11 protein-coding genes are annotated in these 12,124 nt (G+C 32.9%); all 11 read left to right on the forward strand.

The window, feature by feature from the left end:
• Window positions 1–10 precede the first annotated feature (10 nt).
• The 11 genes from HMPREF3131_RS08905 (at window position 11) to HMPREF3131_RS08955 (ending at window position 12,097) form a co-directional block, all read left to right on the forward strand.
• A complete protein-coding gene (locus HMPREF3131_RS08905; protein WP_017174554.1) occupies window positions 11–928 on the forward strand; it encodes an RluA family pseudouridine synthase in 918 nt (305 codons plus the stop codon).
• Between the two features lie 267 nt (window positions 929–1,195).
• Entirely contained in the window at window positions 1,196–1,723 is a 528-nt protein-coding gene (gene pyrR / locus HMPREF3131_RS08910; RefSeq protein WP_017174555.1) for a bifunctional pyr operon transcriptional regulator/uracil phosphoribosyltransferase PyrR, read from the forward strand.
• Between the two features lie 224 nt (window positions 1,724–1,947).
• Entirely contained in the window at window positions 1,948–3,261 is a 1,314-nt protein-coding gene (locus tag HMPREF3131_RS08915; protein ID WP_048680024.1) for a uracil-xanthine permease family protein, read from the forward strand.
• A gap of 25 nt (window positions 3,262–3,286) precedes the next feature.
• A complete protein-coding gene (locus HMPREF3131_RS08920; RefSeq protein WP_017174557.1) occupies window positions 3,287–4,180 on the forward strand; it encodes an aspartate carbamoyltransferase catalytic subunit in 894 nt (297 codons plus the stop codon).
• 2 nt (window positions 4,181–4,182) lie between these two features.
• Complete coding sequence (locus HMPREF3131_RS08925) at window positions 4,183–5,457, forward strand: dihydroorotase (protein ID WP_070436691.1); 1,275 nt, start codon at window positions 4,183–4,185, stop codon at window positions 5,455–5,457.
• A gap of 1 nt (window position 5,458) precedes the next feature.
• Entirely contained in the window at window positions 5,459–6,565 is a 1,107-nt protein-coding gene (locus HMPREF3131_RS08930; RefSeq protein ID WP_017174559.1) for a carbamoyl phosphate synthase small subunit, read from the forward strand.
• Entirely contained in the window at window positions 6,558–9,731 is a 3,174-nt protein-coding gene (gene carB, locus HMPREF3131_RS08935) for a carbamoyl-phosphate synthase large subunit (RefSeq protein WP_048762369.1), read from the forward strand. The genes HMPREF3131_RS08930 and carB overlap by 8 nt, the downstream gene beginning before the upstream one ends.
• Before the next feature lie 100 nt (window positions 9,732–9,831).
• Window positions 9,832–10,524 carry an orotidine-5'-phosphate decarboxylase gene (gene pyrF / locus HMPREF3131_RS08940; protein ID WP_017174561.1) on the forward strand — a complete coding sequence of 231 codons (693 nt, stop codon included), beginning with the start codon at window positions 9,832–9,834 and terminating at the stop codon, window positions 10,522–10,524.
• A 1-nt stretch (window position 10,525) separates the two neighbouring features.
• Window positions 10,526–11,134: an orotate phosphoribosyltransferase gene (gene pyrE / locus HMPREF3131_RS08945; protein ID WP_017174562.1), complete on the forward strand. Its 609-nt coding sequence runs from the start codon at window positions 10,526–10,528 to the stop codon at window positions 11,132–11,134.
• Between the two features lie 14 nt (window positions 11,135–11,148).
• Window positions 11,149–11,373, forward strand: a complete 225-nt coding sequence (locus tag HMPREF3131_RS08950; RefSeq protein WP_231103763.1) for a hypothetical protein — start codon at window positions 11,149–11,151, stop codon at window positions 11,371–11,373.
• Between the two features lie 319 nt (window positions 11,374–11,692).
• Window positions 11,693–12,097 (forward strand): VOC family protein, encoded by a 405-nt coding sequence (locus HMPREF3131_RS08955; RefSeq protein WP_017174564.1) that lies wholly within the window; start codon window positions 11,693–11,695, stop codon window positions 12,095–12,097.
• The last annotated feature ends 27 nt before the right edge of the window (window positions 12,098–12,124 follow it).

Raw genomic sequence — 12,124 nt, forward strand, 5'->3', positions numbered from 1 at the left:
AGGGCACGTAGTGGAAACGTATGAATATAAAATAGAAGATGAAGCACTCGTAGGTCAGCGTATTGATAAATTATTATCTGATTTCAATAGTGAGTGGTCTAGAAGTCAACTTCAAGATTGGATTAAAAATGATTTAGTCACTGTTAATGGTAAAATAATCAAATCAAATTATAAAGTTAAATTAAATGATGAGATTCAAGTGACTGAAAAAGAAGTGGTTGAAGCCGATATTTTACCGGAGAACCTCAATTTAGATATTTATTATGAAGATGAAGATGTAGCCATTGTTTATAAACCTAAAGGCATGGTTGTACACCCTTCACCAGGTCATTATACAGGTACATTAGTTAATGGGTTAATGTATCAAATTAAAGATTTATCAGGTATCAATGGAGAGATACGTCCTGGTATTGTTCATCGTATTGATAAAGATACGTCTGGTTTACTTATGGTAGCTAAAAATGATATAGCACATCGTGGTCTAGTAGAACAACTTATGGATAAAACAGTAAAGCGTAAGTATACAGCTTTAGTACATGGTAATATCCCTCATGATTATGGAACAATTGATGCTCCAATAGGCAGAAACAAAAAAGACCGTCAATCTATGGATGTTGTTGATGATGGAAAAGAAGCAGTGACTCATTTTAATGTAATAGAACATTTCAATGACTATACATTAATTGAATGTCAATTAGAAACAGGTCGTACTCATCAAATTCGTGTTCATATGAAATATATTGGGTTCCCACTTGTTGGAGATCCTAAATATGGTCCTAGAAAAACATTAGATATTGGTGGACAAGCTTTACATGCTGGAGTTATTGGTTTTGAACATCCTGTCACTCATGAATATATTGAACGTCATGCTGAGTTACCTCAAGAGTTTCAATCGCTATTAGAAGATATTCGATTAAGAGAATCATAAAATTAGAGAACAAAGTCGTAAATTAAAAGAAAGCATATTGACTTATGAACTAAAAAGATTTAAGCTAATAACAGTTAAAATTAAACAAAACAGTGTCTTTTAAAAAGAGTCCAGAGAGGCTCAAAAGACAGGGTGACTAATGATATAAATATGATTAACTTTAATTGTTCGATTGTTATCAGACGAATCATATAAAATATTTTTATATACATTAAACCTCATGTCTTTGTAAAAGGCATGAGGTTTTTTCTTTTAAGAGGTGTAATCATGTCAGAACGTATTATTATGGACGAAGCAGCTATACAACGTACTGTTACACGTATAGCACATGAAATTCTAGAATATAATAAAGGAACTGAACAACTTGTTCTTTTAGGTATTAAAACAAGAGGCGAATTTTTAGCACGTCGTATTCAAGAAAAAATTAAACAAATTGAACATCATGTAGTTCCAACAGGTACGATTGACATTACTCATTTTAGAGATGATATTGAAAACTCGAAAAAGCCTATCACTAAAGATGCCATTGAAATTGATCAAGATGTTACAGATAAGATAGTGATCATTATTGATGATGTACTTTATACTGGACGAACAGTTAGAGCATCTTTAGATGCAATTTTATTACATTCTCGACCTATAAAAATTGGCCTCGCTGCCCTTGTGGATCGTGGCCATCGTGAACTGCCAATTAGAGCAGACTTTGTTGGAAAGAATATACCTACTGCAAAAGATGAAGCAGTATCTGTTTATCTTGAAGAAATAGATGATAGAAATGCAGTAGTAATTGAATAACTAACCTTTTAAACCAGTACGAGAGACTGAAAAAGGTAAAGTATTTAATGGTGAGCGTGTAATGTATTTATTAATTGGATAGATGATATGTCTCACTTAAATTAAATACTTTTCCTATGTCATGTTATAAAAAACTTAAAGAAGCTTTTTATAATATTTCATTAATTTATTTTAGTCTCTTTACCATAGTGTAAAGAGACTTTTTTAGAAAGGAAGAACATTTCATGGAAAATGAGCAAATGTTTAAACGTACTGTCAAACCAGTACTAGATGTAAAAGATAAACCAAAACCAGCACAATGGGCGTTTTTAAGCTTACAACATCTATTTGCAATGTTTGGTTCAACTGTCCTTGTTCCATTTTTAACAGGGTTACCTATTTCTGCAGCATTATTAGCATCTGGGATAGGAACATTACTATATATATTAATTACTAAAGCAAAGATACCTGCCTATTTAGGTTCAAGCTTTGCATTTATTACTCCAATTATTACGGGGTTAAGTACACACAGTTTAGGAGATATGCTTGTCGCATTATTCGCTAGTGGCGTAATGTATATCGTTATTGGTATCTTCATAAAATTAAGTGGTACCGGTTGGTTGATGCATCTTTTACCACCAGTTGTTGTTGGTCCAGTTATTATGGTCATTGGTTTAAGTCTCGCACCAACAGCAGTAAACATGGCAATGTATGAGAATTCAGGAGATATGAAGGGTTACAATTTAAGCTATTTATTAGTAGCATTAGTAACTTTACTAGTAACTATTATTGTTCAAGGATTCTTTAAAGGCTTCCTTTCTCTTATTCCTGTGTTAATAGGAATTATTGTAGGTTATATTGTGTCAATTTTTGTAGGCATTGTTAATTTCAAACCAATTGCTAAAGCCAGTTGGCTAGATTTTCCAGATATATATTTACCATTTAAAGATTATGTTCCATCGATACATATCGGACTTATTTTAGTCATGTTGCCTATAGTATTTGTAACAGTCAGTGAACATATTGGCCATCAAATGGTAATTAATAAAATTGTAGGACGTAATTTCTTTGAAAATCCAGGTTTACATCGTTCAATTATAGGTGATGGTGTTTCAACAATGTTCGCTAGTATTATTGGAGGACCGCCTAGTACAACTTATGGCGAAAATATTGGTGTACTCGCAATTACAAAAATATATAGTATCTATGTCATTGGTGGCGCAGCAGTGATTGCAATTATCTTATCATTTATAGGTAAGTTCTCAGCATTAATTTCATCAATTCCTACACCAGTTATGGGTGGTGTATCTATCTTATTATTCGGTATTATTGCAGCAAGTGGACTTAGAATGTTGGTAGAAAGTCGTGTTGATTTTGCTAGTAATCGTAATTTAGTTATTGCATCAGTAGTACTAGTAGTTGGTATTGGAAATTTACTTATCAATTTAAAAAGTCTTGGTGTGAACCTACAAATTGAAGGCATGGCTTTAGCAGCATTATCAGGAATCATATTAAATCTTATTTTGCCAAAAGAAAAAGAAGAATCAGACATTAAATAAAAGAGGATCTTTTAGGAGGCAGGTCATGAAAAATTTATTTTCAATGGAATATTTAACAAACGACGATATTTTTAATCTTATTCAAACAGCGAGTCGTTTTAAATCAGGAAAAGAAATTGTCCCTCAGTATGAAGGAAAATATGTATCTAACTTATTCTTTGAAAATTCAACACGTACAAAATGCAGTTTTGAAGTAGCTGAACTTAATCTTGGATTGAAACAAGTTAACTTTGAAACAAGCACTTCTTCAGTACAAAAAGGAGAATCACTTTATGACACTTGTAAAACGTTAGAGAGTATTGGCGTCAATTTATTAGTCATTAGACATCCTCAAAATGCATATTACGAAGAACTAGAAAATTTAAATATTCCGATTGCAAATGCTGGAGATGGTAGTGGTCAGCATCCTACTCAAAGCTTATTGGATATAATGACGATTTATGAAGAATACGAAACGTTTGAAGGATTAAATATTTTAATATGTGGAGATATTAAAAATTCTCGTGTAGCAAGAAGTAATTATACAAGTTTAACCTCACTTGGCGCTAAAGTAATGTTCTCAAGTCCTAATGAATGGGTAGATGAAACATTAGATGCTCCCTATGTAAATATTGATGATGTGATTGATAAAGTTGATATCATTATGCTTTTAAGAGTTCAACATGAAAGACATGGTATTACTGATGAAGCAAACTTTAAAGCTGATCATTATCATGAACAATATGGGTTAACTAAAGAAAGGTATCGTCGTTTAAAAGATGATGCGATAGTGATGCATCCTGCTCCAGTAAATCGTGGCGTAGAAATCGATAGTGAACTAGTTGAAGCACCTAAGTCAAGAATCTTTAAACAAATGGAAAATGGAATGTATTTAAGAATGGCTGTAATAGATAAACTTTTATCAAGAAAAGGAGAATAATTATGAAACTTATAAAAAATGCTAAAATTTTAGACAATGGTGAACTTAAATCAACGTCAATTTTAATTGATGGACAATATATCAAGGAAATGAATGAAAATATTAATATTGATGAAGGTACTGAAATCATTGATGCAAATGGTCAGTTTGTAGCACCAGGACTAGTAGATGTGCATGTACATTTAAGAGAACCAGGTGGAGAACATAAAGAAACAATTGAAACTGGAACAAAAGCAGCTGCACGTGGCGGGTTTACAACAGTATGTCCTATGCCTAATACACGTCCTGTACCTGATACAGTAGAACACATGGATCAGTTGCAATCATTAATTAAAGAAAATGCACAAGTCCGTGTCTTACCTTATGCATCAATTACAATTCGTCAAGCTGGTAAAGAGCATGTTGATTTTGAAGCACTTTCAAAAGAGGGTGCATTTGCATTTACAGATGATGGTGTAGGTGTTCAGGAGTCAGCAATGATGTATGAAGCGATGCAACAAGCTGCAAAATTAAATAAAGCAGTTGTTGCTCATTGTGAAGATAATAGCTTAATTTATGGTGGTGCAATGCATCAAGGTAAACGTAGTGAAGAATTAGGTATTCCTGGCATTCCAAACATTTGTGAATCTGTACAAATTGCACGAGACGTTTTATTAGCAGAAGCAGCAAATTGTCACTATCATGTGTGCCACGTTTCAACAAAAGAAAGTGTAAGAGCAATTCGTGATGCTAAAGCAGCAGGCATTCATGTTACTGCTGAAGTGACACCACATCATCTGTTATTAACTGAAGATGATGTTCCAGGTGATAATGCCATTTTTAAAATGAATCCACCATTAAGAAGTAAAGAAGATAGAGATGCATTATTAGAAGGATTACTAGATGGTACCATTGATTGTATTGCTACAGATCACGCGCCTCATGCCAAAGAAGAAAAAGCTCAGCCAATGACAAAAGCACCATTTGGTATTGTAGGAAGTGAAACAGCCTTCCCATTATTATATACTCATTTTGTTAAAAATGGAGACTGGTCATTACAACAACTTGTTGATTACTTAACAATTAAACCAGCACAAATATTTGATTTACCTTATGGAAAATTAGAAGAAGGCAGCTATGCAGACTTAACAATCATCAATTTAGATGAAGAAAGAGAAATTCGTGGTGAAGACTTCTTATCTAAAGCAGATAATACACCATTTATAGGATATAAAGTATATGGTAACCCTGTTTTAACAATGGTTGAGGGTGAAGTTAAATTTAAGGAGGACAAGTAAAATGTTTGAACGTAGATATCTTGTATTTGAAGATGGTTCATATTATGAAGGATATAAATTAGGGTCAGATCAATTATCAATCGGTGAAATTGTATTTAATACAGCGATGACTGGATATCAAGAAACGATTTCTGATCCATCATATACTGGTCAAATTGTTACATTTACTTATCCTTTAATTGGAAATTATGGTATTAATAGAGACGATTTTGAATCACTTACACCTACATTAAATGGGGTAGTGGTTAAGGAAGCAAGTACGCATCCAAGTAATTTTAGAAAACAAAAAACATTACATGAAGTGCTTGTTCAATATCAAATTCCTGGTATTTCAGGGGTAGATACACGCAGTATTACTAGAAAAATTAGAAAATATGGTGTATTAAAAGCAGGATTTACTGACAATAAAGAGGAAATTGAATCACTTGCAGCTAACTTAAAAACTGCAGAATTACCTCGTGATGAGGTAACTACTGTGTCAACAAAAACACCGTATGTATCAACAGGCTCAGATTTAAGCGTCGTGTTATTAGACTTTGGTAAAAAGCAAAATATTGTTAGAGAGCTTAATTCAAGAGGATGTAATGTTACTGTAGTACCTTATGATACTTCAGCAGAGGAAATATTAGCAATGTCACCAGATGGTGTCATGCTTTCAAATGGACCTGGAGATCCAGAAGAAGTTAATGTTGCCTTAGATATGATTAAAGGTGTTTTAGGAAATATACCATTCTTTGGCATTTGTCTTGGTCATCAGTTATTTGCATTATCTCAAGGTGCCAAAGCATTTAAGATGAAGTTTGGACATCGTGGTGCGAATCATCCTGTAAAAGATTTACGCACAGGTAAAGTAGATATCACAAGTCAAAATCACGGTTATGCTATTGATAAAGACTCATTAGAAAATACAGATTTAGAAGTGACACATATTGCTTTAAATGATGGTACGGTTGAAGGATTAAGACATAAAACATTACCAGCCTTTTCAGTGCAATATCATCCAGAGGCAAGACCAGGCCCAAGTGACTCAAATTACTTATTTGATGAGTTCTTAGACATGATGAGAGATTTTAAAGATAATAAAAAGGAGAGTAAAACGAATGCCTAAACGTGACGATATTAAAACGATTTTAGTAATTGGTTCAGGTCCTATTATTATTGGACAAGCTGCAGAATTTGACTATGCTGGAACACAAGCGTGTCTTGCTTTAAAAGAAGAAGGATACCGTGTTATTTTAGTAAACTCAAATCCTGCAACCATTATGACTGATAAAGAAATTGCAGATAAAGTATATATTGAACCTTTAACTCATGACTTTATTGCACGTATCATTCGTAAAGAACAACCTGATGCATTATTACCTACATTAGGTGGACAAACAGGTTTAAATATGGCAATACAATTACATGATAGCGGTGTATTAAAAGCAAATAATGTAGAGTTATTAGGTACAAAATTAGAATCTATACAACAAGCAGAAGATAGAGAATTATTCCGATCATTGATGAATGAATTAGATGTTCCGGTACCTGAAAGTGATATAGTAAATACTGTAGAACAAGCATTTGCATTCAAAGAACAAGTAGGATATCCATTAATTGTACGTCCTGCCTTTACAATGGGGGGTACTGGTGGTGGTATCTGTCATAATGATGAAGAATTAAAAGAAGTTGTAAGTAATGGATTACATTATAGTCCAGCGACTCAATGTTTAATTGAAAAATCAATAGCAGGATATAAAGAAATTGAATATGAAGTGATGCGTGATAAAAATGACAATGCCATTGTAGTATGTAATATGGAAAATATTGACCCAGTAGGTATCCATACTGGAGATTCAGTTGTTGTAGCTCCTAGTCAGACACTATCAGATGTTGAATACCAAATGTTACGTGATGTATCGCTTAAAGTGATTCGTGCTTTAGGTATTGAAGGTGGTTGTAATGTACAGCTGGCTTTAGATCCATATTCATTAAATTATTACATTATTGAAGTTAATCCACGTGTGTCTCGTTCATCTGCACTAGCATCAAAAGCAACAGGCTATCCAATTGCTAAATTAGCGGCTAAAATTGCGGTTGGTTTAACATTAGATGAGATGCTAAATCCTATAACTGGAACATCTTATGCTGCGTTTGAACCAACACTTGATTATGTCATTTCAAAAATTCCACGTTTCCCATTTGATAAATTCGAAAAAGGTGAACGTGAATTAGGAACACAAATGAAGGCTACTGGTGAAGTGATGGCTATTGGTCGTACATATGAAGAATCATTATTAAAAGCGATTCGTTCATTAGAATATGGTGTCCATCATCTTGGTTTACCAAACGGTGAAAGTTATGACTTAGACTACATTAAAGAACGTATTAGTCATCAAGATGATGAGCGTTTATTCTTTATTGGTGAAGCGATTCGACGTGGCACATCATTACAAGAAATTCATGAAATGACTAAAATTGATTATTTCTTCTTAAATAAATTCCTTAATATTATTCATATTGAACATGAACTTAAAGCGCATCCAGGAGACTTAGAATATCTTAAATATGCAAAAGATTATGGTTTCAGTGATAAAGTGATTGCTCATCGCTTTGATATGACTGAAGAAGAAGTATATCAATTACGTCAAGATAATGATATTAAACCTGTGTATAAAATGGTAGACACGTGTGCAGCAGAATTTGAATCATCTACACCATACTATTACGGAACATATGAAACAGAAAATGAATCTATAGTTACAGATAAAGAGAAAATTTTAGTATTAGGTTCTGGACCAATACGTATCGGACAAGGTGTAGAGTTTGATTATGCGACAGTGCATGCAGTTTGGGCAATTCAAAATGCCGGATATGAAGCAATCATTGTTAATAATAATCCAGAGACAGTATCAACAGACTTTTCAATTTCAGATAAATTATATTTTGAACCGCTAACTGAAGAAGATGTAATGAATATCATTAATTTAGAGCAACCTAAAGGTGTAGTAGTTCAATTTGGTGGTCAAACAGCAATCAATTTAGCTGATAAATTAGCTAAACATGGTGTGAAAATCTTAGGAACATCATTAGAAGATTTAAATCGTGCAGAAGATAGAAAAGAATTTGAAGCACTTTTAAGAAAAATTGATGTGCCACAACCTAAAGGTAAAACAGCCACTTCTCCTAAAGAAGCATTAGAAAATGCACGCGAAATTGGTTATCCAGTAGTTGTACGACCTTCTTATGTATTAGGTGGTCGTGCCATGGAGATTGTAAATAGTGATGCAGAATTAGAAGACTATATGGAACAAGCTGTTAAAGCAAGTCCAGAACATCCAGTATTAGTGGATAGATATTTAACAGGTAAAGAAATAGAAGTCGATGCAATTTCTGATGGTGAAACAGTTATTATTCCTGGTATTATGGAGCACATTGAACGTGCAGGTGTTCATAGCGGTGATTCAATTGCAGTGTATCCACCACAAACATTGAGCGATAAAGAAATAAAAACTCTCGAAGATTATACAATTAAATTAGCTAAAGGATTAAACATTGTGGGTCTCATCAATATTCAATTCGTTATTGCACATGATGGTGTGTATGTATTAGAAGTTAATCCACGTGCAAGTCGTACAGTGCCTTTCTTAAGTAAAATTACTGATATTCAAATGGCACAACTTGCCATGCAAGCAATAATGGGTACAAAGCTTAAAGATTTAGGCTATCAACAAGGTATTCAACCATATTCAGAGGGTGTGTTTGTTAAAGCACCGGTATTTAGTTTTAATAAATTAAAAAATGTTGACGTGACACTTGGACCTGAAATGAAATCTACCGGTGAAGTGATGGGTAAAGATTTAACACTTGAAAAAGCTTTATATAAAGGTTTAACAGGTAGTGGTGTAGAAGTAAAAGATCATGGTACCGTATTAATGACAGTAAGTGATAAAGATAAAGAAGAAATCGTTGATATTGCGCACCGTTTAAATGAAGTAGGTTATAAAATCTTAGCTACACAAGGTACTGCACAAAAATTAGAAGCGCACAATATCCCTGTTGAAGTTGTTGGTAAAATCGGTGGAGAAGATGATTTATTAACACGTATCCAAAATGGGGATGTACAAATTGTTATTAACACAATGACAAAAGGTAAAGAAGTTGAAAGAGATGGCTTCCAAATTCGACGTACTACTGTAGAAAACGGAGTGCCATGTTTAACTTCATTAGATACTGCAAGTGCATTAACAAATGTCATTGAAAGTATGACATTTTCAATGAGAAATATGTAATGCCGTAATTATAAGCGACTTATGTGTTAACTTGCTTTATGTTTAAGCACAAGTCGCTTCTTTTTAAAATAAAAGTGAGTTATTTAAAGGAGTTTAATGAATGAGAGATTTACCAATTATAGCTTTAGATTTTGATTCTGAGGATCATGTTCTTGATTTTTTAGATCAATTTGATGAACCACTTTTTGTAAAAGTAGGAATGGAATTATATTATCAAACTGGACCAGCTTTAATTAAGAAAATAAAAGAACGTGGACATGATATATTTTTAGACCTTAAGTTACACGATATTCCTAATACAGTTCAAAAAGCTATGGAGGGTTTAGGTAAGTTAAATGTTGATTTAGTTAACGTGCATGCTGCTGGTGGAACTGAAATGATGAAACATGCTGTAAAAGGGTTACGTAAATATAATGAAACTACTAAAATAATAGCAGTGACTCAATTAACATCAACGACTGAAGAAATGCTACATCAAGAACAAAATATCCAAACGTCTATTGAAGAAGCAGTGTTGAATTATGCAAAATTAGCGCAGGAGTCAGGATTAGATGGCGTAGTATGTTCACCATTAGAAGCTAAATTACTGACAAAGTCTCTAGGTTCTGACTTTTTAAAGGTGACGCCTGGTATCAGACCTAAAGGTGCAGCGGTGAATGATCAAAAACGTATTACAACTCCAGAAGACGCGAAACAATTAGGTTCAACTCACATTGTAGTGGGTCGTCCAATAACTCAAAGTGAGCATCCACAAGAGAGTTATACAAAAATAAAGGAAAGTTGGTTAAGTTAATATGTCAAAACACATAGCAAAATCATTATTAGATATTGAAGCAGTAAGTTTATCACCCAATGACTTATTCACATGGAGTTCAGGCATAAAATCACCTATTTATTGTGATAATCGTATTACATTAGGTTACCCTAAAGTACGTCAAGACATTCGTGATGGATTAAGTGAACTTATTACAGAACATTTTGATAATGTAGAGGTTATTTCAGGAACAGCAACTGCTGGTATTCCACATGCTGCTTATATTTCTGAAAAACTAAACTTACCAATGAACTATGTACGATCTAAAAGTAAAAGTCATGGTAAACAAAATCAAATTGAAGGCGCACAAAGTAAAAATAAAAAAGTCGTTGTCGTGGAAGATTTAATTTCAACAGGGGGATCGTCAATTACTGCAGTGGAAGCTTTAAGAGAAGCAGGGGCTGAAGTCGTAGGTGTAGTTGCAATCTTTACTTATGGTCTAGCTAAAGCAGACGACATGTTCAAACAAGCGAATCTACCATTCTATACGCTAAGTAATTATAATGAACTTATTGAAGTAGCTAAAGAAGAAGGCAAAATTTCAGAAAATGATATTCAAACATTAGTGGATTGGCGCGATAATCTCTAAGTTTCGCTTAAAGGGTGATAAAGTTGTCTAAAGACAAAGATAATAATGCATTTTATAATCAGTTAAAACATGTGAATCAATTTTTATACAGTGAAAAAGAATTTAAACAAACAGCACATGTGTTAACTATTAAAGAAAGTATTAAACATATGCATCACGCACAAATGGAATCTTTTGAGCATACAAGTGACTTCTTTAAAAAAGCCAAAGCACGTTTACGTCAAAAAGATAAAATCTAAATATAGAAAGAAAGATACATATAAATATGAATCAACATATTTATATGTATCTTTTTATATCAATCTATAATTAACTTAACGTATAAAGATTTTAATTAACACCCATCCGATTAATAAAACGATGACCATTGCTAATAGTGGTAGAATATAATGCATCATATTAAATGCCTCCTATTATACTTTTATTTAATTTTAACTGTTTATGGAAAGTTTTCAAAATTAAAGCTACTTTTAATTCAAAGTTCTTAATAGCTAACTTTTTATTATTTTTAAAAATAGTTTAAAATAGACATTAATTATAAATTATAGGAGGATTACAATGGAAATACCTAAAGTAACACCATTTTTAATGTTTAATAATCAAGCTGAAGAAGCAGTCAATTTATATACAAGCTTATTTAAAAACAGTGAGATTTTAACAATGGTAAAATACGGAGAAGATGGTCCTGGGGAACCTGGGACAGTTCAACATTCTATTTTCACATTAAATGGTCAAGTATTCATGGCGATAGATGCCGATAATGGTGAAGAATTACCAATGAATCCTTCCATCTCTTTATATATCACTGTTGAAGATGCTATGGAAATGGAACGTTTATTTAATGGTCTAAAAAAAGAAGGTGCTATACTGATGCCTAAAACTTCTATGCCACCATTTCGTGAGTTTGCATGGGTGCAAGATAAATTTGGAGTAAGTTTCCAACTTGCATTACCAGAAAAATAGACACTATGATATATAAAATCCGTAGAT

The organism is Staphylococcus sp. HMSC14C01 (genome assembly GCF_001808085.1).
GTDB classification, from domain to species: domain Bacteria; phylum Bacillota; class Bacilli; order Staphylococcales; family Staphylococcaceae; genus Staphylococcus; species Staphylococcus hominis.

Bases quoted from the DNA above. Each gene is read 5' to 3' on its own strand.
- HMPREF3131_RS08925 (WP_070436691.1), top strand. From the start codon at position 4,183: ATGAAACTTATAAAAAATGCTAAAATTTTAGACAATGGTGAACTTAAA.
- carB (WP_048762369.1), top strand. From the start codon at position 6,558: ATGCCTAAACGTGACGATATTAAAACGATTTTAGTAATTGGTTCAGGT.
- pyrF (WP_017174561.1), top strand. From the start codon at position 9,832: ATGAGAGATTTACCAATTATAGCTTTAGATTTTGATTCTGAGGATCAT.
- HMPREF3131_RS08915 (WP_048680024.1), top strand. From the start codon at position 1,948: ATGGAAAATGAGCAAATGTTTAAACGTACTGTCAAACCAGTACTAGAT.
- HMPREF3131_RS08930 (WP_017174559.1), top strand. From the start codon at position 5,459: ATGTTTGAACGTAGATATCTTGTATTTGAAGATGGTTCATATTATGAA.
- HMPREF3131_RS08955 (WP_017174564.1), top strand. From the start codon at position 11,693: ATGGAAATACCTAAAGTAACACCATTTTTAATGTTTAATAATCAAGCT.
- pyrE (WP_017174562.1), top strand. From the start codon at position 10,526: ATGTCAAAACACATAGCAAAATCATTATTAGATATTGAAGCAGTAAGT.
- pyrR (WP_017174555.1), top strand. From the start codon at position 1,196: ATGTCAGAACGTATTATTATGGACGAAGCAGCTATACAACGTACTGTT.
- HMPREF3131_RS08920 (WP_017174557.1), top strand. From the start codon at position 3,287: ATGAAAAATTTATTTTCAATGGAATATTTAACAAACGACGATATTTTT.